A 25,991-nucleotide genomic window follows, 5' to 3' on the forward strand; every position below is an offset into this window, starting at 1 on the left:
GGGGTGAATAGTATAAGCAGAAACAAAAAGATAGTAACTACAATATTTAGATTTTTGTTTACTATTATAGGAGCAGGTCTTGGAGTAGCACTCGTTGTTTTTATAAAATCAATGGATTTTGCACGAGGATTTAATACAACCATAATTAACATAGCGACAGTTATGATAATTGGGATTTTCGCACTTATATTTTTTATTTTATCTCCAAAGATTTTTAAGACTATAGAAGTAAATTTAAAGGGAGTTGAAACAGAACTCAAAAAGAGGACTTTATCGGAGAACTTAACTGGTAGCTTGGGGCTTATAATAGGTCTTTTTATAGCATTTCTGTTATCACAGCCGATTAATAGAATTCCGGTAATAGGAACGGCACTTTCATTAATACTCTATGGAATACTTGGTTATCTGGGAATAAATTTGTCTTTGAAATACAAAGATGAAATGATTTATAGACTTAAAGATATGAGTCTACCTAAGCCAGCACCAAGTAAAGATAAAAAGAAAAATATAGTCGGAGCAAAGGTATTAGACACAAGCGTAATAATTGATGGTCGTATAAAAAATGTATGCGAAGCAGGCTTTTTAGAAGGACAATTGGTCGTATCTAAATATGTGCTTGAAGAACTACAACATATAGCAGATTCTTCAGATGCATTGAAGAGAAATAGAGGAAGAAGAGGCTTAGATATTCTAAAAGAACTTCAAGACGATCCAAATTTGGATGTAGTAATTTTCAATGATGATTACGAAAATATAAAAGAAGTGGATTCTAAGTTGATTCAAATCACAAAAGATTTAAGAGGAAAGATTGTAACAAATGACTACAATTTAAATAAGGTTGCAGTAGTACAAAATGTACCGGTTTTAAATAGACGAATTGTCAAATCAAATGCAACACCTATGGTAAGAGACCAAAAAGTTCTTCTTTAGGTGTTTTATATTTTATACATTTTCTAGGTCTATTATTCATTAAACTTAAGTTATAATTTAATTCATCAATATTCACTTCTGATAAATCCATACCCTTAGGATAAAACTCCCTCAAAAGTCCGTTACTATTTTCATTTGTACCTTTTTGCCATGCACAATAGGGATCACAAAAATAAGTTTTGCATCCTAATTCTTTTTCTATTTTCTCAAATTCTGAAAATTCTTTACCTCTATCAAAGGTTATTGTTTTTACTAATTCTTTTGGATAATCTTTTAATGCATTTATTATTGCTGGTGTTACGCTTTCCGACTTTCTATTTTCAACTAGGATTGCTATATAATATCTAGATTTTCTTTCTGCTAAAGTTACGAAACAACATCTACTTTTCCTTTTATGATCTAATCTGCCTGATTCCACTGTATCTGCTTCCCAGTGGCCTAATTCTTGCCTTCTGTATATCTCTTTAGGTCTTTTCTTAATTGTTCTACCTTTATCATTGAATTTTCCTCTTTTTTCTGCTGGCCTTTTAAATTTAGCTTTTCTTCTCAAATTTTTCATACTAGTTTTTGGCAGCTTTTTGGCGTGTATCATTCTATATATCGTTGATGTAGATGGTAATTCATGAATCTCATTTGTGTTTCTATTTGATATTTGTTCAGGGGACCAATGTTCGTTAATCTTTACAGTTAAATAATCAATAACATCTTTAGAAAATTTACTTTTTCTATGGCAGTCTTTTCTTCTATCAATATATTTATCATTTGCCTTTATCGGAAAGTACTTAGTGTAACTTCCCCTACTAACTTTTATCTTAGATGAATTTCTTTTAATTTCTCTAGATATTGTACTAGGTGACCTTTTAAGTGCTTGTGCAATTTTCCTTATACTCATTCCTAAATTTAAAAATTGGTAAATACAAGATCTTTCTTCTATGGTAAGATGGTTATAGCTCATAGTTAATCACTCCTTTTAATATGTTTTGTTTGGTCACTTACATATTAACACAGCTGATTAGCTATGAGTTTATTTATGTTGCACTTGTTATGATAAATTATCAATATAAATGAACTTGCAAACTCAGTTAAACCAGTTTATTTACCAGGTGAGATTATGAAAACTCAAATAGTAAAGCTGGGTAAAGAACATGGACAAGGGCTTGGATATTTAGACGATGGAACTATGATTGTAGTAGAAGATGGTAAAGACCACGTTGGAGAGGATGTTGAAGTAGTAGTTACATCAGCATTACAAACCTCTGCCGGCAAGATGATATTTGCAAAACCGACAAAGGGGGAATAATTTGGAACAAAATATTTATTTAGACAAGGAGCGCCTAAATGAAGCGAAATCCTTAGTAGAAAGTCTTGGTGAATCTCTTTGACCTGGCTGGTCTAAGAGAGAAAGTAAAAGAATTAAACGATAAGCAATTAGAACCAAACTTTTGGGATAATAGCGAATCTGCACAAAAAGTTATAAAAGAATTAAATCATCATCAAGGAAAAGTTGATAAATATGACAAGCTTTCAAAGAAAATTCAAGAAGCCAATGATTTAATTGAATTGATGGAATTGGAAGATGACTATACTTTCTATGATGAATTCAAAAAGGATTTAGAAGATATAGAAAAGTTTGCTGAAGACTTTAAGCTTGAAACTCTATTAAACGGAGAGTACGATGCAAATGACTGTATATTGACAATACATGCCGGAGCAGGTGGAACAGAAGCTCAAGACTGGGCTAGTATGCTCCTAAGAATGTATACGAGATATGCAGAGAGCAAGGGCTTTAAAGTTGAAATCTTGGATATTCAAAAAGAAGACGAAGCTGGGATAAAATCAGCAACGCTTTTAATTTCAGGTGACAATGGCTATGGATATATGAAGGGTGAAAAGGGAGTTCACAGATTGGTTAGAATTTCTCCTTTTGACTCAAATAAGAGAAGACACACTTCATTCTCTTCAGTGGATGTATATCCTCAAATAGATGGAGATGTTGAAGTTGAAATCAGAGCGGAAGATTTAAAAGTCGATACTTATAGATCTTCAGGCGCTGGGGGGCAACACGTAAACACAACTGACTCAGCCGTAAGAATCACACACATCCCTACAGGAATAGTGGTTCAATGTCAAAATGAAAGAAGCCAGATTCAAAATAGAGAAACTGCAATGAATATGTTAAAGGCAAAGTTGATTGCTCTTGCAGAAGAAGAACAAAAAGAAAAAATTGACGACCTACAAGGCAACTACTCTCAAATTGCTTGGGGTTCACAAATCAGATCTTATGTATTCCAACCTTACACACTTGTAAAAGACCACAGAACCAATGCTGAGATGGGAGATGTGAATCGTGTAATGGATGGAGACTTAGACGAGTTTATAAATAGCTATCTACAACTAAAAGCTACTGAAAATTGAGGTAATATATGATAATTACAACTACTAATAAAATCGAAGGAAAAGAAATTGTTGAATATTTAGGTCTTGTGTATGGCGAGACTGTAAACGGGATCAATTTTGTAAAAGATTTTGGCGCTGGAATAAGAAATTTAGTAGGCGGAAGAAGTGCTGGATATGAAACTGAATTGGTTTCCAGTAGAGAAGATGCAATTGAAGAAATGACTAAAAGAGCCACTAAGTTAGGCGCTGATGCAATAGTTGGAGTAAACATAAATGTAGAGGCACTTGGACAGGGGACAATGCTTTTAGTTAATGTGATTGGTACAGCAGTTAAAATAAAGTAAAATTATGCTTTCTGAAAATAATTAATTTATTTTTAGAGAGCATTTTTTATGTAAACAAAATAATATTTGTGTTAAAATCTTTGGAGGAGGCGATAGAATGAGTAGAGACGTAATAATTGCTTTAGACTTTGATTCTTCTGAAAAAGCTTTAGATTTTATAGATAAATTTCAAGAAGATGAAGTATATGTGAAGATAGGTATGGAATTATTTTATAAAGCTGGTCCTGAAATAGTTAGAGAATTTAAAAAAAGAGGACATAAAATATTTTTAGACCTTAAGTTACATGACATACCAAACACTGTTAAGAAAGCTACACTATCACTTATGGATTTAGATGTAGATATGATAAATTACCATATTGCCGGTGGCTCAAAAATGCTTATGGAAGCTATTAAGGCCGCGAAAGAAGTTAAACCAGAAATTATAACATTGGGCATAACAATGCTTACTTCAACAGACGAAGAAACAATGCACAATGACATACTTATAAAAGATAACCTAAGTGTAGCAGATACAGTTAAAAGTTATGCTGAAATTGGTAAGAAAAGTGGACTTGATGGAGTTGTATCTTCAGCATTAGAAGTTCCGGAAATTAAAAAAGTTGCTGGAGAAAGTTTTATAACTGTTACTCCTGGGATTAGACTTGAACAGATAAAAGGAGACGACCAAAAGCGTGTAGTTACACCTGCAGATGCAAGAATGTTAGGTTCAGATTATATAGTAGTTGGACGTCCAATAACAGGAGCAGAAGACCCTGTTAAAGCATATAAAGAAATAAAGAAAATGTTTATAGGTGAATGATGAAAGAAATATCAAAAATTTTATTAGACATAGAAGCAGTTAGTTTATCGCCAAGTGAACCATTTACATGGGCATCAGGAATTAAATCTCCAATATATTGCGACAATAGACTTACACTTTCTTATCCAGAAGAGAGAAGAGTTGTTGAAAATGGTTTGACAAAACTTATTGAAGATAACTATCCTGAAGTTGAATATATTATGGGAACTGCAACAGCAGGTATTCCTCACGCAGCTCTAATTGCAGAAAATTTAAAATTGCCAATGGGATTTGTAAGATCTTCAAACAAAGACCACGGTAAGCAAAACAAAATTGAAGGCAAAATAATAAAGGGAGCTAAAGTTGTAGTAATAGAAGATTTAATTTCTACAGGCGGATCTTCTATCGAAGCAGCTAAAGCACTTGAAGAAGCTGGATTTGAAGTATTGGCAATAGTTGCAATATTCTCATACAATTTAGAATCTGCAAAAGAAAACTTTAAAGATAAGTATGAATTAAAAACACTTACAAACTTTGAAGAATTAGCAGAAGTTGCAGCAGAAAATGGAATCATAAAAGAAGAAGATATACTTAAATTAAATAAGTGGAGACAAAATCCTAAAGACGAGTCTTGGATAAAATAAATTAAAAAGGTAGTTTTGCAGAATAGAAAAATTCTGTGAGACTACCTTTTTTTAAGTTAATTTATTATTTTTCTTATACTCTATTAAATCTAGAGCCAATATATAGACGAAAGGAATGACCATCAAGATTGAAATGTAGTTGATAGCTGTATAGATGAAATCACTTTCGAGCGAAGGGGGAAGAGTTGAGTAGAGGTTGTTTAAAATATGCAATAGGATTGGATAAAATAAATTTTTGGTTCGCATATAGACATAACCAAGCACTATACCCATTAGAGCAGTGTATATTGTTTGAACAGGTTGTCCGTGCCAGATACCAAATAGAATTCCGGATACAACGGCAGGAAACAATCCAAACTTATATTTTTCAAGTAGGTTGTATATAATCCCTCTAAATAGAATTTCTTCAAAGATAGGGCCTAAGAACACTATTGAGAGAAAAACCCAAAAGTAAGCTTCGTTGTCCACTTCGTCCCACATTGTAGTAAAATCCAAAAAGCTCTTTTCTAAAATTCCGAATGGAACTAAGAAATGCTCTATGATTAGCAAAACTATAAATGACATACCACCAAGTGCTAAAGACAGAGGGATACAACCCAAAATTAATTTAGAATCCATTGGCTTTAAAGTGATTTTGTTTTTAGTGAGAAACTTGTAGATTGGGAAACATACCAAGAGTAGCACCAAAGTTATAAAAGTGTCCATCATTGAATAGCTACTGTTAAGAGCATTTATAAACTTCGGATAGAATGATGCTATGTATATAAACAAATCAGTTGAGAATCTATCTACAGCTGAATATGTCGCTACAATCAACAAGGGGATTAAAATATAAATTATATTTTTATTTTTTTGTGTCATAATTACTCCTTCTCTTTGCTTGATAAGTTTCTCATAAAAGATAATAAAAAACAATATCGATTATTAAATCGTAATAATTTATTATGAAATTTTTAAAATTGTAATGGATTTGTTAGACATATTTCATTTGATTAAAAATGTGCAAAAAACATAGAATACTGTAAAAAACTTGACAGTTGGCTGATTTTCGACTATAATCAGTTAGAATTTAACGGCAAGGGCGTACCGAGTATGGCGCCTTATTTTTTATATACGAGGAGAGAATTGCTTTGGTAGAAAAGGACATTTTTTTTACAGCTGAAGGCTTGGAAAAAATTGAAAATGAGATAGAGTATTTAAAGACAGTTAGAAGAAAGGAAGTAGCTGAAAGAATTAAAGTTGCTCTTGGCTATGGAGACCTTTCAGAAAACTCTGAATATGATGAAGCTAAAAATGAACAAGCTTTAGTTGAAGAAAAAATAGCTAAACTTGAAATGATGGTAAGAAATGCTAAAGTCATTTCTGAAGATGAATTAAATTCTGAGATTGTAAACATTGGTTCAACTGTAAAAGTGAAAGATGTACAATCTGGAGAAATAGATGAATATACAATAGTTGGTTCTGCTGAGGCAGATCCATTAGAAGGCAAGATATCTAACGAAAGCCCTGTTGGCGGAAAGCTATTAGGACTAAAAGTTGGAGAATCTGTAGAAGTTGACGTTCCGGACGGAATTATTAAATTAGAGGTAGTAGAAATCTCACTATAGGAGGAGAAATGCAAAATACTGAAGAAAAAAAGTTAAATGAGATGCTTGTTGCTAAGAGAGAAAAGCTACAAGAGTTAAAAGATGCTGGCAAGGATCCATTTCAAATTTCAAAATTTGATGTAACACATCATTCAATAGAAATTAAAGAAAACTTTGAAGAGCTTGAAGAAAAACAAGTTTCTATTGCTGGACGTATAATGAGCAAGAGACGTCATGGTAAGATTGCATTTTTAGACGTTCAAGATTCTCAAGGAAGAATCCAAGTTTTTGCAAAGAAAGACGTTCTTGAAGAAAACTATGAAGATATAAAAGGATACGATATTGGAGATATCATTGGAGTAGTGGGAAATGTATTTAAGACAAATGCAGGAGAAATAACTGTAAGAGCTACAGAAACTTCTCTAATGTCTAAATCACTTCAAATTCTTCCAGAAAAATTCCACGGTCTTAAAGACCCTGATTTAAGATACAGACAAAGATATGTAGATTTAATTGTAAATCCTGAAATCAAAGATGTATTCTTAAAGAGAAATAAAATTATAAAATCAATTAGAGAATATCTTGATAACAGAGGATATTTAGAAGTTGAAACACCAATTTTAGGAACAGTTGCAGGTGGCGCAAATGCTAGACCATTTATCACACACCACAACACTTTAGATTTAGATATGCAACTTAGAATCGCAAATGAATTGTTCTTAAAGAGACTAATCGTTGGTGGATTTGATAAAGTATATGAAATGGGCAAGATGTTCAGAAACGAAGGTATGGACACTCGTCACAACCCTGAATTTACAAACATAGAATTATACGAAGCATACGCAGACTACAATACTATGATGGAAATCACAGAAGAAATATTTGAAAACGCAGCTATGGCAGTTCATGGAACAACAGTTGTAAACTTCCAAGGTAAAGAAATAGATGTAAAAGCTCCTTGGAGAAGAGTTACAATGATAGACTTGATAAAAGAACTAGCTGGAGTTGATTTCAACAAGATAGAATCTGACCAAGAAGCAAGAGATATAGCAAAAGCTAAAGGTGTTGAAATAGAAGAAAACTGGACTAGAGGAAAAATTATAGCTGAATTCTTTGAAGAATTCTGTGAAGAAACTCTAATTCAACCAACTTTCGTAACAGAATATCCAGTAGAAGTTTCTCCACTATCTAAGAGAAATGTAGAAGATCCAAGACTTACTGATAGATTTGAAGCGTTTATCAACGGATGGGAATTTGCAAATGCATTCTCAGAACTTAACGACCCAATAGATCAAAAAGAAAGATTCGAAGCTCAACTTAGAGAAAAAGAAGCTGGAGACGAAGAAGCACATCCAATGGATTCAGATTTCATCAATGCACTTGAAGTTGGTCTTCCTCCGACAGGTGGACTTGGAATTGGTGTAGACAGAATGATAATGCTTTTAACTGACCAACCATCAATTAGAGATATTGTATTCTTCCCAACAATGAAGCCAATAGGCTTAGAAAAGGCAGAAAATGGGGATTTGTCAAAAGAAACTTACGAAACTTACGACAAACTTACGACAGAAAAAAATCGACTTTTCAAAAGTGAAAGTGGAACCAATATTTGAAGATATGGTTGATTTTGATACATTCACAAAATCTGATTTTAGAGTTGTAAAAGTTAAGAACTGCGAAGAAGTTCCAAAATCAAAAAAACTTTTGAAATTTACATTAGATGATGGTTCTGAAAAAGAAAGAGTTATTTTATCTGGTATTAAGGAATATTACAGTGCAGAGAGCTTAATTGGAAAGACACTACTTGCGATTTGTAATCTTCCTCCTCGTAAAGTGATGGGAATTGACTCAGAAGGTATGATTATATCTGCAATTTGTGAGTACGACGGAGAAGAAAAACTTAACTTAATAATGTTGGATGATAATATTCCAGCAGGATCAAAATTATATTAAAGAACACGCGAATTATGAAACTGGGGTTTGTTATGAATCCCAGTTTAATTTTTAGGGTTATGTATGAGATGGATAATTAGAATAATTTTATTACCGATAAGATTAGTGTTGAGTTTGCTCATAGCTTTTTTCACTTTTATATTAAGTTTGAGCACTGCGTTGTTAAACGTAGTTTCTACTTTAATTTTTATAATTGGATTAGCTAGCATTTTTCAAGGAGACAAGCAAATTGTAATTGAAGCACTAATATTAGCATTTTTATTTAGTCCATTTGGGTTACCTAAATTAGGTATATATGTTATTGGATTATTAGAATTATTAAACTATACAATAAAATCAATTTAAAGAAAAATAAATATTAGACAATCGTAGACGATAGAAGATAATAATTCTGTCGTCTTTTTTTATTTTTAAGAAAGGAGGCGGGAATGAATTTTGATTATTTTTATAATAGGCAATCTGAGATGTATAACTTCATTAGGTTACCTATGGTATTAATGGAAGATGAGATTTTTGAGAACATTTCTATTGAAGCTAAAGTTTTGTATTCATATATGCTTAATCGAATGGGTCTTTCATATAAAAATGGCTGGATAGATGATGATGGAAAAGTCTTTATTTACTACACAATTGAAAGTATAAAAGATCAATTTAATTGTGCGAGTGAAAAAGCAAATAAATTAATAGCTGAACTTGATATTAAATCAGGAATAGGACTGATTGAAAAGAAAAGACAAGGACTGGGAAAGCCTAACAGAATTTATGTTAAAGACTTTATGAGCATATTTAATAATATGGAATTAAAAAATCAAGAAGTTCGAAAAGCAAAATTCCAGAAGTTCGATAATCGAAATTCAAGAGATTTGAATATCGAAAGTCAAGATTTTCGAAAATCGGAAGGTAACTATAACAATATTAGTAATAATGAGTTAAGAAAGAATGATTTTAGTAAGGGACAAAAGCCTTATGGAATATATAAAAACATATTTTTGAGTGATGAGGAATACAAGGACTTAACAAATGAGTTAGGAAGTAGAATTAATGAATACATTGATAGGTTGTCTTCATATATGAAAGCAAATAACAGAGTGTATCAAGACCACAAGGCTACGATAATCAATTGGTACCTTAATGATCAGCCAAAAAACATTAATGATAATACAACAAGGAAAATGAATTACGATATAGGAGAGAGTTTATGAAGAACTTAAAAGATTTTGTATTAAGAGAAAATGATATTGAAAGAAATGGACATATTTATTGTAAGGTATGTGGTAAAAGAGTCGATGGAGAATTAGTTGACCTTGGATTTACAAATTTTATTCCCAGAATTAAATGTGAATGTGAAATAAAGAGAGATAAAGAAAATGAAGAAAGAGAAAGACTAATGAAAATATCATCGCTTAAAAGAGATTGTTTCTCATCGCTGCTTCAACACCAATATACTTTTGAGAGATTCTTAAATGAAAAAGGTCAAGCTTACAAGGTTGCTTATAATTACGCTAAAAGCTTTGAACAGATGAAAAAAGACAATGTTGGACTTTTATTTTATGGAGATGTTGGAAGTGGAAAAACTTATCTTGCTTGTGCAATTGCAAATGAATTAATTGAAAGAAAACAAGTTAAAGTTAAGATTATGAATTTATCTCAGGTTATAAATCAAATACAAAAATCTGCATTTAAGGTTGATTCAAATGAAATAATAAGTAACCTCTCTAATATTCCATTGTTAATCTTGGATGACCTTGGAATTGAAAGGGATACATCTTATGCAAGAGAACAAGTATATAACATTATAAACTCAAGATACTTAAAAGGCAGGCCGACAATTTTTACTACAAACTTATCATTGGAAATCATTCAAAATCCAAACATTGACCTTGAGTATCAGAGAATATATTCAAGAATACTTGAAATGACAATACCAGTTAAAGTTACGGGAGAAGATTTTAGAAGAAAAATCCATCAAGAGAAGTTAAGAAAATACAAAGAGCTACTTTTATATGGAGGTGGAATAGATGATTAATGAAGAAGTATCTAGGTCAAGTCTTAATCTTGAAGTAAGACTTGCAAAAGCAACAAGTAAAGCAATTCTTGATGCCTTAAAGAAAGTACACAAGCAAATAGAAGAACAAGGAGGATTGAAAAATGTAATAGAAAATAATGGAGAAGAAGTAAAGCTAAAGGATATGGTTAAAAAGGGACAGTTAGAAGAAATTAATCTAAAAGATCCTGAGTTAAAAGAACTAAAGAAAATTTTAAATAAACACGGAGTGAAGTTTTCTGTTATGAAAGATAAGGAAACTGGTAACCACTCTGTGTTTTTTCAATCTAAGGATATAAAGGTGATGGAACACGCCTTTAAAAAAGCAGTTAAGGCTTCTGAAAGAAAGGCCGATAGAAAAGATTCAATAACGAAGACTATAAATAAGTTTAAAGATATGGCTAAGGACACCATCAGCAAAGATAAAGTTAAAAATAAACATAAGGAGCAAAGCTTATGATAAGTAATTTAAAAACATTTGAAAATAAGAATTTTGGGAAACTCACTGTTATAGAAAAAGACGGTGAGTTTTTCTTTATAGCTAATGAAGTAGCAACTATGTTAGGATATGCCAATCCAAGAAAAGCTGTTTATGACCATGTAGATGAAGAAGACAAGGGTGTAACGAAATGGAACACCCTTGGAGGAATACAGAATATTTCAATAATTAACGAATCAGGATTGTATTCACTTATCCTTTCATCAAAACTACCACAAGCAAAAATATTCAAAGCTTGGGTAACTAGAGAAGTCTTACCAAGTATTAGAAAAAACGGAGGATATATAGTAGGGCAAGAAAAGAAAACTAACGAAGAGCTACTTGCAAATGCAATTTTAGTAGCCAATAGAATTATTGCCGAGAGAGAAGAAGAAATTGACGAATTAAGACCAAAGGCAGACTATTATGATAAACTAATAGATTATAACCTACTTACAAACTTTAGAAATACTGCCAAAGAGTTAGGAATACCACAAAACCAGTTTATAAGTTTTTTAATGAATAAAGGATTAATTTATAGAGATAAGAAAAAGAAACTTCTACCTTATGCAGATAAGAACAAGGGATATTTTGAAGTAAAGGAATGGGTTGATCCACTAGGTACACTTGTAGGAATACAAACATTTATAACACCAAAGGGAAGACATTACCTACTAATTTTATTAGATAGTGAAGGTTTCTACGATGAATAAGGTATTAGAAGCCATTCTTTCTGATATTAAAAACTTAATTAAAATAGACAACCCAAAGAAATTTATATTAGCAAACATTCCTTATCTATCATTCTTCTACATTGGAAATATCTTTTCTAAACACATCAATTCTTATGTAGGAGGAGATATTATTGACAGAATAATTGTGGGAATTTCTGATATAGGAACTTTATCTTATATACCAAGTATTAATCCAAGGGACTTGTTAGTAGGTATTTCAGTTGCTGCTCTTGTTAAGCTAATTGTTTATAGCAAAGGTAAAAATAAAAAGAAGTATAGACAAGGTAAAGAATATGGTTCTGCAAGATGGGTTGCATAATATTAACTGAACAGGAGTGATATATAGACACGAGAAAAGGAGGATAATACCATGATAGAATATCATAACAAAATCACAGCACTATACTCCCGCCTTTCAGTTGGTGACGAAGATAGAGACGGTGGCGAGAGTAATAGTATTGTAAATCAAAAAGCATTTTTAGAAAGATATGCAAGAGATAAAAAGCTGATAAACATTCGCCACTATATCGACGATGACGAAAGCGGTAGGTTCTTTGACCGTTCCGCTTACACACAGATGATAAGCGATGTAGAACAAGGTAAAATCGGTATTGTCATCATGAAATACATGACAAGATGGGGAAGAGATTATCTTCAAGTAGGAAATGCGATGGAGATATTTAGAAGAAACAATGTACGCTTTATCGCTATCAATAATGGAATAGATAGCATTGACCAAAACACATTGGAATTTGCCCCCTTTATCAACAGTCAGAGTGGTATGCAAGAGACATCAGCAAGAAAGTAAAGACAGGAATAAAGACCAAAGGAGCAGACGGAAAGCCTGTCGCAACAGAAGCCCCATACGGCTATATAAAAGACCCTGAGAACAAAGATTATTGGATCGTCGATAAAGAAGCTGCCGAAGTTGTAAAACTCATTTTTAGGCTATTTATGGAGGGGAAAAACAGAAATCAGATAGCTGTTTACCTGAAAGAAAAAGAAATACTAACTCCAACCTTTTATATGAAACAGCAAAACAGAGGAACAGCAAAAAACAAACCACTAAACCAAGAAAACAGATATAACTGGAACAAAGCAACCATAACACGCATACTGAAAAGACAAGAGTATTGTGGTGATGTAGTCAACTTCAAGACCGAAAAGCATTACAGAGATAAGAGAAACCATTATGTAGATAAAAGCAAATGGCAAATAACGGAAAATGTCCATGAGCCGATAATAGATAGAACTACCTTTGAAAATGTAGAGCGTATGTTAAAAAATGCACCTGTAAAAAGACCAAATGGAGATGGAGAAATTCACGCACTTTCAGGCTTGATGTACTGTAAAGATTGCGGAACAAAAATGCACATTCGCACCATACACAAAAATGGAAGAGTACAGCATGTAACCTATTGCAGTGAATATGCCAAAGGGAAAGCAAAGCACCCCAAATGCAACTCCCCACACCGCATTGATGTTGATGAGGTTATGGAAAATATCGCAGAAGTCTTGCGAAAGATAGCACAGTATTCTTTGGAAAACAAAGCAGAATTTGAGAAACTTGTAAAAGAGAGTCTGTATAAAGAGCAGACCGAAGAAGTTAAGAAAAATCAAAAGCGTATGCCCCAAATCACAGACCGAATGGAACAGATAGAAAGAGTGATGAATAAGCTCTATGAGGATAATGCACTTGGAAATATGGATACAGAACGCTATGAACAGTTATCAAGAAAGTATGCAGAAGAATATTACACCTTAAAAGCAGAAAAAGAAGAAATCAAAGAACGCTTATCCGAATGTGAAAATGCAAACAAAAGAGCAAAGAGATTTATCAGACTTGCAGAAAGCTATTCCAACTTTGAAGAACTTACCCCAACCATTATCAATGAGTTTATCAGTAAAATCGTAGTCCATGAAAGAGATGTAAAAAGAGCAAAATATGTTGTTCAGCGAATAGAGGTTTATTTTAACTATATCGGAAAATTTGAAAATGAACTGACAAAACAGATAGAGCCGACAAAAGAAGAAATGCTACAGATGAGGGAAGAAATAGAAGAAGCAAAGAAAGAAAAAGCACGAGCGTATCGTAGGGCATATTCTAAAGCATACAGAGCCAAAAATCTTGAAAAGTGCCGAGAGTATGAAAAATTAAAAGCAAGAGAATACAGAGCAAAAAAGAAACTACAAGCAACAACCTAAAACCAAATATCAATTAATCGCAAAAGAGGTTTCCTAATCACAGGAAATCTTTTTTTTGTGCAAGTCGAAAGGAGGAACTAAATGGCAGAAAATGAGAAAACAGATATTAAAGAAATACAGACAGAACAACATCAAAAGCCCGATGGCATTCTTACAAAGAAGATAAATGGAAAGACCTTTGTAACAGAGATATATTTTGATAAAAAGAGTAAAGAGACATTTCAAGATAAGTTATTCAAGGTAATACATTCTAAAGGAGATAGTAGCGAGTGAGTAGAAAAAATAACTAAAAAATGCTATAATATTAGTCTATATTAACAAACAAATTTGAATTTGTGGAGGTGATACAGGTGAAGCGTTGCATTGCAATTACCGATATAGTCGCATAATAAAAAAACATTTGGAGGATTTCAAAATGACTATATCGGAGAAAAAAATATATCCCCGTACAGGAGATAAAGAAACTGTTTATTTGAAAAGCGTTGTAACAAACCCTAATATAATTGTTGGCGATTTTACCATGTATAACGATTTTGTCAATAATCCGCAGGAGTTTGAAAAGAATAATGTGTTATATCATTATCCCATCAACCATGATAAGTTGATAATCGGAAAGTTTTGTTCTATTGCTTGTGGCGCAAAGTTTTTGTTTAACAGTGCCAACCATACACAGACTTCATTATCTACTTATCCATTCCCTATCTTTTTTGAGGAATGGGATTTGGAGATTAAAGATGTTGCAACTGCATGGGATAATAAAGGAGATATTATCATTGGTAATGACGTTTGGATTGGGTACGAAGCGGTTATTATGGCAGGCGTTACGATTGGAGATGGTGCAATAATCGGCACTCGCGCGGTAGTGACAAAAGACGTACCGCCATATACGATTGTTGCTGGCGTTCCTGCCAAGCCAATTCGCAAACGATTTTCAGAGGAGACAATTTCCTTGTTCTTGAAATTGAAATGGTGGAATTGGTCAAAACAGAGAATTTCACAAAATATAGAGGCAATAAAGAACGGAAGAATAGAAAATTTGAATTAAAATACCATAGGGGGATAAACAATCCCCCTGCAACTTCCAGTTTGTCTAACTAACAATTTAATAAAAACTAACACAGGAACAGTAAATCAAATCGGTTTACTGTTTTTTCTTTGCTCAAAATTAGAAAGAGAGGAAACGAAAAAATGAAAAATATAGAAGAAAAAATCTTAATGGCAGATGAAGAAATCAAGCAGTTACAAAACAAAAGAAAGAAACTCATCAGTCAGCAGAAACAGGAAGAAAGAAACTCATCAGTCAGCAGAAACAGGAAGAAAGAAAAAAGAGAGATAAAAGGATATATGAAAAGGGAGCGGTCTTTGAAAGTATATTTACAGAAAGTAAAAATTTAACCAAAGATGAATTTTATCAGTTAATCACATCTCTAATTCGTAAAGAAGAAGCCAATATCAAAATACTAAAAATTATAGAAAGCAGAGAAGAAACAGAAAATCAAAATATAGAAAACCAAGAGGACGAAACGGACATCGAAGAATAGTCCCTTGTTTACAAGGGCGCACATATACACCTTAACAGGTGCGTGCGTTCTCCGAAGGCTCTTAGCAGAGGGCATATCAGCTAACGCTGATACAGGGGAACTACATTCCCCTACGGAAATAAATTTCCTACCCCTTGTGTACTTCCCAAAAGAAATCGGATATAAAGCTATCCGATTTTTTTAGGAAGTCTTATCTATCGCCACATCAAAGTATCAGAAAAACGAAAGGAGGTTTTTGACTATGGCGATATATCATCTTTGCATAAAGATTATTTCAAGAGGCAAAGGCAAAAGTGCAGTAGCAGCTTCCGCCTATCGAAGTGGCGAAAAGATAAAAAACGAATATGACGGCATAGTCCATGACTTTACAAGAAAAGGTGGAATAGCCCATACAGAAATTCTTTTACCACAAAATGCACCACAGGAATTTGTAAACCGTTCTGTTTTATGGAACAGTGTAGAGAAAATAGAAAAAAGTAAAAACTCACAACTTGCAAGAGAAATTGAAGTTGCCTTACCCAAAGAATTAGACAGAGAAAAACAAATAAATCTTGTACGAGAATATGTAAAAGAAAATTTTGTAAAAGTCGGTATGTGTGCCGATATTGCCCTACATGATAAAAATGACGGAAACCCACATTGTCATATCTTACTTACTATGCGACCACTAAATGAAGATACAACATGGGGAGCAAAATCAAAAAAGGAATATATCCTTGATGAAAAGGGAGAAAAGATAAAACTAAAAAATGGTAATTACAAAACAAGAAAAATAAATACCACAGATTGGAACGAGCAAGACAAAGCGGAAGAATGGCGAAAAGCATGGGCAGACATTACAAACAAATATCTTGAAGAAAACAGCATACAGGACAAAGTAGATCATCGTTCTTACCAAAGACAGGGTATAGAGCAAATCCCAACCATTCATTTAGGAGTATCAGCAACACAAATGGAGAAGAAAGGCATAGTCACAGATAGAGGAAATATCAACCGAGAAATCAAACATTAAAATGCGATTTTAAGAGAAATTTCAAGAAGAATAAAGGCATTACTAAATTGGATAAGGGGAATAGGGAAAGAAGAAAAAACAGAAAATGAAAATATAAAATCCACCCTCCCCCCAAAAGAAAATCTATTATCAGTTTTTGAAAATCTTATCCATAAAAATGCAGATAAGAATAATGCAGATTTAGAGAAATATATTGAAAGTTATCAGCTACTCAAAGAGAAAAACATTACTTCATTATCCGAGCTTAAAGAAAATATAGTTATCCTTAGAGATAAGAATTATAAGACTACAAGAGCCTTAAAAGACACCGAAAAGAAGATTGATGAAAAAACACAACTCATCGACCAGTCAGAAAAATATTTGAAGTATAAAGACACCTACAAAGCCTATATCAAGACAAAGAAAAGTAAACAGGAAGATTTTTATAACGAGCATACGGCAGAACTCATTTTATTTGAAAGTGCCAAGAAACATCTGAAAAAGCATTTAGGAGAAAGTAAGACCTTAGCCATCAGCAAATGGAAATCAGAACTTGCCACCTTGAAGAAAGAGAAAATGAGCTTATACAATCAAGTATTAGAGATAAGAGAAGAAGTAGAACAGACCGAAAAAGTTAAGGTTTGTATAGAGCAATTGCAGGTACAAGAAAAGCAACTATCACAGGTAAAGCGGAATGAGTTAGACCTATAAAACTAAGTGAAAAAATGGTATAATATTAAAGAAGATAGAAAGGAGTCTTTGACATTGAGTAAAAATAAAACAGCTACATTTTTTGCAATATTAGCAGCAGCATTATATGCAATCAATGTACCCATATCGAAAATATTAATAGAAAATGTGTCTCCGACAATGCTTGCCGGTTTTTTGTATTTAGGAGCAGGTGTTGGTATTGGAATATTACTTGGAATAAAGAAAACTCAAAACAAATTGACTGATGAAAAATGGCTTAATATAAATGATTTACCTTATACAATAGCAATGGTTATTCTTGATATAGCAGCACCGATATTTCTGATGTTTGGAATTGCCAATACAAATTCTGCTAATGTCTCGTTAATTAATAACTTTGAAATTGTTGCAACATCGGTCATTGCCCTTTTGATTTTTAAGGAAAAAATTTCTAAAAGATTATGGATTGCTATTGTGCTTGTACTTCTATCAAGCGTAATTCTTAGCTTTGAGGGAATGGAAGCATTAGCACTGAATAAAGGTTCAATGTTTGTTTTATGTGCTTGTATTTGTTGGGGGATTGAGAATAATTGTACAAGAAGTATAAGTGATAAAAGTTCTGAGGAAATTGTGTTAATAAAAGGAATTTTCTCGGGGATTGGCAGTATTGCTATTGCATTTATCATTGGAGAACATCTACCTGAAATACTATATATACTTGCGGTTATGTTACTTGGTTTTGTGGTATATGGTTTAAGTATAAATTTTTATATTATGGCACAAAAGAACTTGGGTGCAGCAAAAACAAGTACATTTTATTCTATAGCACCATTTTTAGGAGTGGGATTTAGTTTTATTATTTTGGGTGAAAGACCAACAGTACAATTTTATATCGCCCTCAGCATTATGATAATCAGCACATTGATTATGATAAAAGATACGCTTGGTAACGAAAAAATATATAATGGATATATCCATACCCACCAGCATAAGCACGGAGAAGTAGTACATTCGCATGAGCATAGACATTTTATATATAACCCTATGCATATACACAGTCATTCTCATGTAAACACATAAATAATTGGAAAATGGCTTAACTTATATAACCGTTAAGAAATAAGCATAATACAACAAAGAGAAACAGTGAATCAAAAAAGGTTTACTGTTTTTCTTTGCTTAAAAGTTAATACGCCTTACAGAAAGAGCGTCCATAAATATAAAAAGGTACTTGACAAAACGCTTCCTGGGGAGAAAGCAAGGATATTGCTCCATACATTGACCCTAAGTTTGAAAACAATGTTCTTATAACTAATACCGAAAGACTAACAATGAACTCAAGACCTAAAAACCCTAAATACGCTAGAAATAAAAATGTATTAGTAATTGGTGGTTCTGGATCAGGTAAGACAAGATTTTATGTAAAGCCAAATCTAATGCAAATGCATTCTTCTTATGTAGTAACAGACCCTAAGGGGACACTTGTGTTAGAGTGTGGAAAAATGCTTTATGAAAATGGATATGACATAAAGATTTTAAATACAATAAACTTTAAAAAATCTATGAAATACAATCCCTTTGCTTATTTGAGAAGTGAAAAAGATATTTTAAAACTTGTGCAAACAATTATTGCCAACACCAAGGGAGATGGAGAAAAGGCAGGAGAAGATTTTTGGGTAAAGGCTGAGAAGCTCTATTACACTGCTCTCATCGGTTACATTTATTATTAAGCACCAGAAGAAGAAAAGAACTTTGCAACACTATTGGATATGATAGACGCTTCAGAAGTCAGAGAAGATGATGAAACATATATGAATCCCATTGATAGGCTATTTGAAGCATTGGAAAAGAAATAGCCTACACACTTTGCAGTCAAGCAATATAAAAAGTACAAACTTGCTGCTGGAAAAACAGCAAAGTCTATTCTTATTTCATGTGGTGCAAGGCTTGCTCCTTTTGATATTCAAGAGCTTAGGGACTTGATGAAAGAAGATGAACTTGAGCTTGATACCCTTGGAGATAGAAAGACAGCACTCTTTGTTATTATCTCTGATACAGATGATACCTTTAATTTTGTGGTGTCTATTATGTACTCGCAGTTATTTAACCTACTTTGCGATAAGGCAGATGATGAATACGGGGAAGATTACCTGTTCATGTAAGGTGCTTGCTTGACGAGTTTGCCAACATCGGCTTAATTCCTAAATTCGAGAAATTGATTGCAACAATCCGAAGCAGAGAGATTTCAGCAAGTATTATCTTGCAGGCACAATCTCAGCTAAAGGCAATCTACAAGGACAATGCTGATACCATTGTCGGTAACTGTGATAGCACCTTATTTCTTGGCGGAAAGGAGAAAACAACACTTAAAGAGTTATCAGAAACTTTAGGAAAAGAAACCATAGACTTATATAACACATCAGAAACAAGATCCAACCAGAAATCTTTTGGACTCAATTACCAAAAGACTGGTAAGGAACTTATGAGCCAAGATGAAATAACTGTAATGAATGGTGGTAAGTGTATTTATCAGTTAAGAGGAGTAAGACCTTTTTTATCCGATAAATTCGATATTACAAAGCATAAGAATTACAAGTTATTGGAAGATTATGATAAGAAAAACTTGTTTGATGTGGAAGAGTATTTAACAAATAGGGGTAAGATAAGAATAAAAAGAAACAGTATTATTACAAAATTACAAATCAATATCTAATAGAATTGAAATTTAGTATAATTATCTAAAGGAGATATTTATGAGGTCATATGAAAGTAAGGAAGACTTAAAAAATGAGATAAATAAAACTTTTGAAAAATATATTTCTGAGTTTGACACCATACCAGAAGAACTAAAAGATAAAAGAGTAGAAGAAGTTGATAGGACACCAGCGGAAAATCTTGCCTATCAAGTAGGTTGGACTGCTTTAGTTTTAAAATGGGAAGAAGATGAGAAAAATGGATTAGATGTTAAAACACCATCTGATAAATTTAAGTGGAATCAACTTGGAGAATTATATGAGTGGTTCACTGATACCTATGCTAATAAATCGTTAAAGGAACTAAAAGAACAACTCACAAAAAATATAGAAGATATTTATCTTTTGATAGATGAATTAACAGATGAAGAATTATTTAAACCGCATATGAGAAAATGGGCAGATGAAGCAACAAAAACCGCAACTTGGGAAGTTTATAAATTTATCCATGTAAACACAGTAGCACCATTTGGAACGTTCAGAACAAAGATTAGAAAATGGAAGAAGTTAGCGTTGTAAGTGCTTAACAAATAGAATTGCTAACAAATTAGGCGATAGAAATTAAAAACTCTATCGTCTTTTTTTATACTCAAAATTAGGAGGTTAAAATGGTAAGGATAAGAAGTCCCACAAAACAATTTAACATATAAGACAATTAGCGATTGAAATATAAGTACAGTCGCTTTTTTAATTGAAATTTACAGATTAAGGAGAAGAAATTGATGGATAGAGAAATGATAAATATTAAAGCGAATTTAGTTAAGGAAGCTGAATTTTCAGAATTTGAAAAAGATGGAGAAACTGTTCAAGTAGCAAATTTTACTCTTGTTAAAAATTATGGAAAGGGCAAAGAATATACAAATTGCTCAGTATATGGAGAAAAGGTAGAAATTGTAAAAAAATTTGAAAAAGGAGATCTAATCCATGTCTTTGGATATTTCAAAGAAAACAAAAAAGGAGATAAGGTATACAAGAATTTTATAGTTAAATCACTAAACAAAATAGAAAATAAAGAGAAAGAAAACGAGGAGGAATAATATGGAATTTTTTACAGCTGGAGTTGGAGTTTTAAAGACACTTGTAACTGCAATTGGTGCAGGTTTAGGAGCATGGGGAGTTATTAACTTAATGGAAGGTTATGGTAATGATAACCGTGCGACACGTTCATAAGTGAAAAGCTTATGCGCTAAGTCGAAGGACTAAAAGTTCAAAACTTAGGAGAACTGGCAATCTGATAGGTAGAATGAAGGGGTAACGCCCTGAAATGCCTACACTGATACTCCGATTGGCAATGAATATTAGACTATTTAATTGTCAAAAGCTCGGTGAAGTCGGCAGAGAGTAGCCGTAAGACTGATATTAACATCAGACACGAAAGCTGTTCAGAGGTGGACGGTGCTACCTATATGCCGGGTGTCGAATACGCATGGTGAGAATGTGTATACCAAAGCACTGACGTACTTCCGAATGTACAAGTCTAAACATTTGAATTTGCCTAACGGCAATTCCCATCAAAGATGGGGTGTTTGTGGATGAGTAAGAATGGTTGTTATGAAAATCCATATATCGTTACAGGCGATATGGTGGAAACTAAACACAGGCTTAGAGGAAGAACCTAAACGTATTCAAAGATAAGATTGTCGGAACGTGGTAAGCCAAGAACACAGAAGCAGTCTAATGCTAATGAAGTGTTGAATGGGAAAATGACTGTAAAAACAGCATATAACTATTCTTTGTCTTGGTGAAAGCGGTGGCACAGTACCTATGAAGCGAAAATAATAAGTTCGTGGAGGGATAGCCACCAGTCACAGGAAAGTACAAGAACTGAAATTAAGACAAACACAGCTTCGAGTATGACAAAGAAAATCAAATCCGAAAGGAGATGGTGACTGTGTCCACTTCGAAACAAACACTGAAACAAAGCAAAATCCGTTATACGGAGTACTATGACTTGCAAAAAGTCCTTGATGATTTATATGAAGATAGCAGTAAGAATAAAGTATTTTCAAATTTAATGGAGCTGATAACTTCAAGAGAAAATATTAAACTTGCCTATCGTAGTATCAAAGGAAACAAAGGCAGTCATACGGCTGGGATAGACGGCAGAACAATAAAACATCTATCAAGGCTAAATGAAGAAGAATACATTTCTCTCATACAAAAACAGTTTCATTGGTATAAACCACGCCCTGTAAAGAGAGTGGAAATGCAAAAGCCTAACGGGAAAATCAGACCTTTAGGAATACCGACTATTGTAGACAGAATTGTACAACAATGTATCTTGCAAATATTAGAGCCGATATGCGAAGCCAAGTTTCATGACAGCTCCTATGGGTTTCGACCTAACAGGAGTACGGAACACGCTATCGCAGAATGTGCAAGACTAATGCAGATACAGCACTTACACTATGTAGTTGATATTGATATACAAGGGTTTTTCGATAACGTATATCATGCAAAGCTCATAAGGCAACTTTGGAATTTGGGTATCCAAGACAAAAAGTTACTTTGTATCATTAAGGAAATGCTTAAAGCAGACATAGTTATGCCTGATAAAAAGGTAATTACACCGACAAAGGGAACACCACAAGGCGGTATATTATCGCCACTATTATCTAATGTGGTTCTAAATGAACTTGACTGGTGGGTATCCTCTCAATGGCTGACAATGCCCACGCATTATCCATATAAACAGAGAACAAACCGTCAAGGAACAGAGATAAAAAGCCATACTTACAGAGCTTTAAGAACAAGCAACCTAAAAGAAATATATATTGTAAGGTATGCTGATGATTTTAAGATATTTTGCCGTAATTACTACGATGCAAAAAGAACCTATCAGGCAGTTACAAAATGGTTGCAAGACAGATTAAAACTAAATGTAAGTGAAGAAAAATCTAAAATAACAAATCTGAAACAAAGGTATTCAGAGTTCTTAGGTTTCAAGCTGAAGGTTAAATCAAAAGGCAAAAAGTTTGTTGTACAGTCGCATATAAGTGATAAGGCACTGAAAAAGGCAAAAGAAAATATTTCTAAATGTGTTGCGGATATAAAAAGACCTGCAAACGAAAAGGAGCAGTACAAAGCAATAGCCAAGTATAATGCCACTGTTTCAGGCTTGCATAATTATTACCAAATAGCAACAAATGTGAGTCTGGACTTTGCTAAAATAGCCTTTCACATTAAAAAGCAGATGAACAACAGACTTGATATTAAAACCAGTGGAACAGTAAACAAAGGATTTATCAAAGAAAAATATGGAAAAAGTAAACAGCTTCGCTTCCTTAATGGACATCCGCTAATTCCAGTTGGATATATTAGGACAAAGGACGCAAAACACAAGAAAAAGGTTGTAAATAAATACACTGTAAAGGGTAGAGCTTTTATTCATAAAAATCTGCAAATTGATGTAGATACACTTGCTTGGTTGATGAGACATCCTGTACTTGATAAGAGTATAGAGTTTGCAGACAACAGAATCTCGCTCTTTGCAGCTCAATATGGCAGATGTGGAGTAACAGGTGTAAAACTTACACCAAACGATATACATTGCCATCACAAAATACCGCTTGAACAAGGCGGTACAGACAGTTACAGCAACTTAATTCTTGTTACAGAAGCAGTTCATATACTTATCCATGCAACAAAAGAAGATACAATCCAAAAATATATAATAGAGCTTGGCTTAACAGTCAAGCAGATTGAGAAATGTAATAAGCTTAGAAAAGTGGCAGAATTGCCACTAATTTAGAGAAAAAATAATTTGTTACGAAGTGTGTAAGTCTTAGTTAAAACGTGAAAATCTTTCTTGTGATGGAACGCCGTGTGCGGTGAAAATCGCATGCACGGTGTGAAGTGGGGGAAAATCCGGAGATTACATCAAAGGATTACCTATCACTATCGGGTGCAAAATCTCAAGGTATTAAGCAGCTTATGGCTGGTGGAGGAATTGTACTAATCGGTATTAAATTAATTCCACTGCTTGCAAATGCTTTAAATTAGGAGAAAGTCTATGTTTGGTATCTTTGACAAGCTAACTGAATTTTTTAAGGATATGCTACTCGGAGGTATCAAAGCAAATCTTGAGTCCATGTTCTTAGATATAAATGACAAGGTAGGAGTTATTGCAACTGATGTTGGTAAAACACCAATGGGTTGGAATGGAGAAGTATATAACTTCATAAAAAACATTAATGATAATGTGATTGTTCCAATAGCTGGTCTTATCATAACAGCAGTTTTATGTATTGAACTCATAAATATGGTTATGCAAAAGAATAATATGCATGATGTTGTATTCTATAAGAGAAGTTATTCCAATACAGAATAACCTCAAATATAAAATACAAAATATCAAGCCTATTTACGATTATTAAAATTAAATAACTGGAGTAAAGAATATGCAATTATCTTTTTTTTTTCCTAAAGCTGATACCTGAATTTTTAATTGCAGGAGATTTTTTAAGCAGTTTTCTGAAAGATTCCTTTTCACTTTCAGAAACTCTTTTATATTTTATCCCAAGTGAATTACAGAAAACCTCGATATATTTATCTATACTATTTCCAGAGGATTTCATAATTTGATTGAGTTTCTGTATGGATAAAATGTCGTCATCGTTGGGAATACTATCAATATCATGTTCATGATTTTTACGAATATCTTTTAGTATAGTATCCCAAGTTTTATGTGTAACATGACAAAAGAAGTCTTCCTCACTTACCTGTGCAGCCAAGAGAGTTTTTAGTGGAACATCCTCTTCTATATCTGGATTTTGACTGATAATTTCAGTTCTGACATTTTCAAGAGAAGTGTTTAGGTCATTAAAACGCATAGTAGCAATACCATCAACGAAGATTTCTGTATCAGCCATAAGTTCCTTAAACTTATCGTGTGTAGCAATTTCACAAAGCAGGCGATTATTGATGACCTCACTTTTTAACAAATCAACCATAGCATCACTCAAATGTAGATCAGTAAGTTCTGTATTTGGGTGATTTTTATTTTCTGTAAGACAAAGCAAATAGTCCGTAGAAACATTATAAAACTTAGCAAAAACAACTAAATTACCATGGTTAATTTCTTTGTAATCATCATTTTCATAATTACCTAGTGCAGATTTAGAAATACCAGTAAGACTAGATAGTTCCTCTAAATTTAGATTATGTGCAACTCTTAAATCTTTTAAGAGTTCTTGTAAGGTTATTTTACACCTCATAATATATAACCTTCTTGATAAAAAATATTCTCAATAAATATTATATCATACCATTTCCACAATCGTGGAAAAGTGGGAACAAAATGAACTATTCCAAGATTAAGGCCATACGGGAATAGGCACAAAAATACAATATCCTATTTACAGATGTTCTTTGAAAACTAAATGAGCGGTTTGTAAGGATATGTATCTATGGGGAAGTAGGCGATGATATGAGCTTACCAAGTAGAACGAAACATCGCTGTGAGATTCAGGGGTAGGAACTATATCAGGTGTAACCGACGAAAAAATAAAAAATTATTTACAACTAAAGAAAACTATTGACAAAGAAAAACAATTTTGGTTAACTTATATTAACCAAAATAAGAGAGGGCAGAACTTTGAAAAACAGAATTGAGGAATATAGAAAACCTTTAGGCTTATCTCAACATAGACTGGGCAAAAAGGTTGGAATATCAAGAATAAGTATAAATAAAATAGAGACAGGAAAGACTACACCTACATTAAAAGCAGCAAATGATATAGCAAATACTCTGGGTGTTTGTATATATAAAATTTTCGACTTGGATGATACAGGTAGGTATAGATGTTCAGACTGTAATTGTGAAAAATAATCAATAATGGTTATTTGTTACATATATAAAAAGGGAGGCAGTGTTATGAGTAATCATAAGAATCCTCAGAGGTATAAAAACGGAGATTGG

At 32.9% G+C, this 25,991-nt stretch carries 23 protein-coding genes and 8 pseudogenes; 28 read left to right on the top strand and 3 right to left on the bottom strand.

Going from position 1 to position 25,991, the window contains the following annotated elements; all coding sequences use genetic code 11:
* Positions 1-3: 3 nt before the first annotated feature.
* Positions 4-930 (top strand): PIN/TRAM domain-containing protein, encoded by a 927-nt coding sequence (locus B8869_RS08425; RefSeq protein ID WP_203003073.1) that lies wholly within the window; start codon positions 4-6, stop codon positions 928-930.
* Here the strand turns inward: B8869_RS08425 and B8869_RS08430 are convergent.
* Complete coding sequence (locus B8869_RS08430) at positions 899-1,885, bottom strand: IS30 family transposase (RefSeq protein ID WP_084229742.1); 987 nt, start codon at positions 1,883-1,885, stop codon at positions 899-901. The two genes, B8869_RS08425 and B8869_RS08430, sit on opposite strands and share 32 nt — an antisense overlap.
* Positions 1,886-1,981: 96 nt before the next feature.
* Between B8869_RS08430 and B8869_RS08435 the strand changes: the two are divergent.
* From B8869_RS08435 to pyrE, 5 genes and pseudogenes are all read left to right on the top strand, one after another.
* Positions 1,982-2,230, top strand: a pseudogene (locus B8869_RS08435) (TRAM domain-containing protein); the annotation flags it as partial.
* A gap of 1 nt (position 2,231) precedes the next feature.
* Positions 2,232-3,345 (top strand): peptide chain release factor 2 gene (prfB, locus tag B8869_RS08440; RefSeq protein ID WP_144017978.1). Its coding sequence is split into 2 segments (ribosomal slippage): positions 2,232-2,309 and positions 2,311-3,345, totalling 1,113 coding nucleotides; the frame shifts between segments, so codons are not numbered across the junction.
* Between the two features lie 8 nt (positions 3,346-3,353).
* Positions 3,354-3,671 (top strand): YbjQ family protein, encoded by a 318-nt coding sequence (locus B8869_RS08445; protein ID WP_084231209.1) that lies wholly within the window; start codon positions 3,354-3,356, stop codon positions 3,669-3,671.
* Between the two features lie 97 nt (positions 3,672-3,768).
* Positions 3,769-4,473 carry an orotidine-5'-phosphate decarboxylase gene (gene pyrF / locus B8869_RS08450; RefSeq protein WP_084231210.1) on the top strand — a complete coding sequence of 235 codons (705 nt, stop codon included), beginning with the start codon at positions 3,769-3,771 and terminating at the stop codon, positions 4,471-4,473.
* The gene (gene pyrE, locus B8869_RS08455) at positions 4,473-5,096 is read left to right on the top strand and encodes an orotate phosphoribosyltransferase (RefSeq protein WP_274382456.1); all 624 of its coding nucleotides are present in this window, start codon (positions 4,473-4,475) and stop codon (positions 5,094-5,096) included. Before pyrF ends, pyrE begins: the two co-directional genes overlap by 1 nt.
* 51 nt (positions 5,097-5,147) lie before the next feature.
* Here the strand turns inward: pyrE and B8869_RS08460 are convergent, their stop codons facing one another.
* On the bottom strand, positions 5,148-5,957 hold the full coding sequence (locus B8869_RS08460) for a CPBP family intramembrane glutamic endopeptidase (protein WP_084231212.1): 810 nt from the start codon (positions 5,955-5,957) through the stop codon (positions 5,148-5,150).
* A 269-nt stretch (positions 5,958-6,226) separates the two neighbouring features.
* On the opposite strand from B8869_RS08460, the gene greA reads away from it, so the two are divergent.
* The 21 genes and pseudogenes from greA to B8869_RS08575 form a co-directional block, all read left to right on the top strand.
* Complete coding sequence (gene greA / locus B8869_RS08465) at positions 6,227-6,703, top strand: transcription elongation factor GreA (RefSeq protein WP_084231213.1); 477 nt, start codon at positions 6,227-6,229, stop codon at positions 6,701-6,703.
* Between the two features lie 8 nt (positions 6,704-6,711).
* A pseudogene (lysS, locus tag B8869_RS08470) lies at positions 6,712-8,635 on the top strand (lysine--tRNA ligase).
* Positions 8,636-8,698: 63 nt separating this feature from the next.
* Positions 8,699-8,980 carry a CD1845 family protein gene (locus tag B8869_RS12110; RefSeq protein ID WP_084231214.1) on the top strand — a complete coding sequence of 94 codons (282 nt, stop codon included), beginning with the start codon at positions 8,699-8,701 and terminating at the stop codon, positions 8,978-8,980.
* An 83-nt stretch (positions 8,981-9,063) separates the two neighbouring features.
* Complete coding sequence (locus B8869_RS08480) at positions 9,064-9,837, top strand: replication initiator protein A (protein WP_084231215.1); 774 nt, start codon at positions 9,064-9,066, stop codon at positions 9,835-9,837.
* On the top strand, positions 9,834-10,661 hold the full coding sequence (locus tag B8869_RS08485) for an ATP-binding protein (protein WP_084231216.1): 828 nt from the start codon (positions 9,834-9,836) through the stop codon (positions 10,659-10,661). Before B8869_RS08480 ends, B8869_RS08485 begins: the two co-directional genes overlap by 4 nt.
* Complete coding sequence (locus B8869_RS08490) at positions 10,654-11,139, top strand: PcfB family protein (RefSeq protein ID WP_084231217.1); 486 nt, start codon at positions 10,654-10,656, stop codon at positions 11,137-11,139. Before B8869_RS08485 ends, B8869_RS08490 begins: the two co-directional genes overlap by 8 nt.
* Positions 11,136-11,870, top strand: a complete 735-nt coding sequence (locus B8869_RS08495; RefSeq protein WP_084231218.1) for a BRO family protein — start codon at positions 11,136-11,138, stop codon at positions 11,868-11,870. The genes B8869_RS08490 and B8869_RS08495 overlap by 4 nt, the downstream gene beginning before the upstream one ends.
* Positions 11,863-12,201, top strand: a pseudogene (locus B8869_RS08500) (VirD4-like conjugal transfer protein, CD1115 family); the annotation flags it as partial. The gene B8869_RS08495 and the pseudogene B8869_RS08500, both read left to right, overlap by 8 nt.
* A gap of 60 nt (positions 12,202-12,261) precedes the next feature.
* Positions 12,262-14,096: pseudogene (locus B8869_RS08505) on the top strand (recombinase family protein).
* 81 nt (positions 14,097-14,177) lie between these two features.
* On the top strand, positions 14,178-14,369 hold the full coding sequence (locus B8869_RS08510; protein ID WP_084231219.1) for a transposon-encoded TnpW family protein: 192 nt from the start codon (positions 14,178-14,180) through the stop codon (positions 14,367-14,369).
* Positions 14,370-14,511: 142 nt separating this feature from the next.
* Positions 14,512-15,141 carry a CatB-related O-acetyltransferase gene (locus B8869_RS08515; RefSeq protein ID WP_084231220.1) on the top strand — a complete coding sequence of 210 codons (630 nt, stop codon included), beginning with the start codon at positions 14,512-14,514 and terminating at the stop codon, positions 15,139-15,141.
* A gap of 143 nt (positions 15,142-15,284) precedes the next feature.
* Positions 15,285-15,637, top strand: a pseudogene (locus tag B8869_RS08520) (hypothetical protein).
* 241 nt (positions 15,638-15,878) lie between these two features.
* Positions 15,879-17,339 (top strand): annotated as a pseudogene (mobQ, locus tag B8869_RS08530) (MobQ family relaxase).
* A gap of 54 nt (positions 17,340-17,393) precedes the next feature.
* Positions 17,394-18,398: a DMT family transporter gene (locus B8869_RS08535; protein WP_234989819.1), complete on the top strand. Its 1,005-nt coding sequence runs from the start codon at positions 17,394-17,396 to the stop codon at positions 18,396-18,398.
* Between the two features lie 158 nt (positions 18,399-18,556).
* Positions 18,557-20,031: pseudogene (locus B8869_RS12115) on the top strand (VirD4-like conjugal transfer protein, CD1115 family); the annotation flags it as partial.
* A gap of 40 nt (positions 20,032-20,071) precedes the next feature.
* The gene (locus tag B8869_RS08550) at positions 20,072-20,590 is read left to right on the top strand and encodes a ClbS/DfsB family four-helix bundle protein (protein WP_084231222.1); all 519 of its coding nucleotides are present in this window, start codon (positions 20,072-20,074) and stop codon (positions 20,588-20,590) included.
* A gap of 203 nt (positions 20,591-20,793) precedes the next feature.
* Entirely contained in the window at positions 20,794-21,108 is a 315-nt protein-coding gene (locus B8869_RS08555) for a single-stranded DNA-binding protein (protein WP_084231223.1), read from the top strand.
* Between the two features lies 1 nt (position 21,109).
* Entirely contained in the window at positions 21,110-21,241 is a 132-nt protein-coding gene (locus B8869_RS08560) for a Maff2 family mobile element protein (RefSeq protein ID WP_000394205.1), read from the top strand.
* A 721-nt stretch (positions 21,242-21,962) separates the two neighbouring features.
* On the top strand, positions 21,963-23,822 hold the full coding sequence (ltrA, locus tag B8869_RS08565) for a group II intron reverse transcriptase/maturase (RefSeq protein ID WP_084231224.1): 1,860 nt from the start codon (positions 21,963-21,965) through the stop codon (positions 23,820-23,822).
* A 104-nt stretch (positions 23,823-23,926) separates the two neighbouring features.
* Positions 23,927-24,073, top strand: coding sequence for a Maff2 family mobile element protein (locus B8869_RS08570; RefSeq protein WP_000504425.1), 147 nt, complete (start codon positions 23,927-23,929; stop codon positions 24,071-24,073).
* A gap of 10 nt (positions 24,074-24,083) precedes the next feature.
* Positions 24,084-24,362 (top strand): annotated as a pseudogene (locus tag B8869_RS08575) (VirB6/TrbL-like conjugal transfer protein, CD1112 family); the annotation flags it as partial.
* 115 nt (positions 24,363-24,477) lie between these two features.
* Here the strand turns inward: B8869_RS08575 and B8869_RS08580 are convergent.
* On the bottom strand, positions 24,478-25,287 hold the full coding sequence (locus B8869_RS08580; protein WP_084231226.1) for a helix-turn-helix domain-containing protein: 810 nt from the start codon (positions 25,285-25,287) through the stop codon (positions 24,478-24,480).
* A 380-nt stretch (positions 25,288-25,667) separates the two neighbouring features.
* Between B8869_RS08580 and B8869_RS08585 the strand changes: the two genes are divergently transcribed.
* On the top strand, positions 25,668-25,901 hold the full coding sequence (locus B8869_RS08585) for a helix-turn-helix transcriptional regulator (RefSeq protein WP_084231227.1): 234 nt from the start codon (positions 25,668-25,670) through the stop codon (positions 25,899-25,901).
* The last annotated feature ends 90 nt before the right edge of the window (positions 25,902-25,991 follow it).

The organism is Peptoniphilus asaccharolyticus DSM 20463, from assembly GCF_900176115.1.
Taxonomy (GTDB): domain Bacteria; phylum Bacillota; class Clostridia; order Tissierellales; family Peptoniphilaceae; genus Peptoniphilus; species Peptoniphilus asaccharolyticus.

Bases quoted from the DNA above. Each gene is read 5' to 3' on its own strand.
- B8869_RS08430 (WP_084229742.1), bottom strand. From the start codon at position 1,885: ATGAGCTATAACCATCTTACCATAGAAGAAAGATCTTGTATTTACCAA.
- B8869_RS08445 (WP_084231209.1), top strand. From the start codon at position 3,354: ATGATAATTACAACTACTAATAAAATCGAAGGAAAAGAAATTGTTGAA.
- pyrF (WP_084231210.1), top strand. From the start codon at position 3,769: ATGAGTAGAGACGTAATAATTGCTTTAGACTTTGATTCTTCTGAAAAA.
- pyrE (WP_274382456.1), top strand. From the start codon at position 4,473: ATGAAAGAAATATCAAAAATTTTATTAGACATAGAAGCAGTTAGTTTA.
- B8869_RS08460 (WP_084231212.1), bottom strand. From the start codon at position 5,957: ATGACACAAAAAAATAAAAATATAATTTATATTTTAATCCCCTTGTTG.
- B8869_RS12110 (WP_084231214.1), top strand. From the start codon at position 8,699: ATGAGATGGATAATTAGAATAATTTTATTACCGATAAGATTAGTGTTG.
- B8869_RS08480 (WP_084231215.1), top strand. From the start codon at position 9,064: ATGAATTTTGATTATTTTTATAATAGGCAATCTGAGATGTATAACTTC.
- B8869_RS08485 (WP_084231216.1), top strand. From the start codon at position 9,834: ATGAAGAACTTAAAAGATTTTGTATTAAGAGAAAATGATATTGAAAGA.
- B8869_RS08490 (WP_084231217.1), top strand. From the start codon at position 10,654: ATGATTAATGAAGAAGTATCTAGGTCAAGTCTTAATCTTGAAGTAAGA.
- B8869_RS08495 (WP_084231218.1), top strand. From the start codon at position 11,136: ATGATAAGTAATTTAAAAACATTTGAAAATAAGAATTTTGGGAAACTC.
- B8869_RS08510 (WP_084231219.1), top strand. From the start codon at position 14,178: ATGGCAGAAAATGAGAAAACAGATATTAAAGAAATACAGACAGAACAA.
- B8869_RS08515 (WP_084231220.1), top strand. From the start codon at position 14,512: ATGACTATATCGGAGAAAAAAATATATCCCCGTACAGGAGATAAAGAA.
- B8869_RS08550 (WP_084231222.1), top strand. From the start codon at position 20,072: ATGAGGTCATATGAAAGTAAGGAAGACTTAAAAAATGAGATAAATAAA.
- B8869_RS08555 (WP_084231223.1), top strand. From the start codon at position 20,794: ATGGATAGAGAAATGATAAATATTAAAGCGAATTTAGTTAAGGAAGCT.
- B8869_RS08560 (WP_000394205.1), top strand. From the start codon at position 21,110: ATGGAATTTTTTACAGCTGGAGTTGGAGTTTTAAAGACACTTGTAACT.
- B8869_RS08580 (WP_084231226.1), bottom strand. From the start codon at position 25,287: ATGAGGTGTAAAATAACCTTACAAGAACTCTTAAAAGATTTAAGAGTT.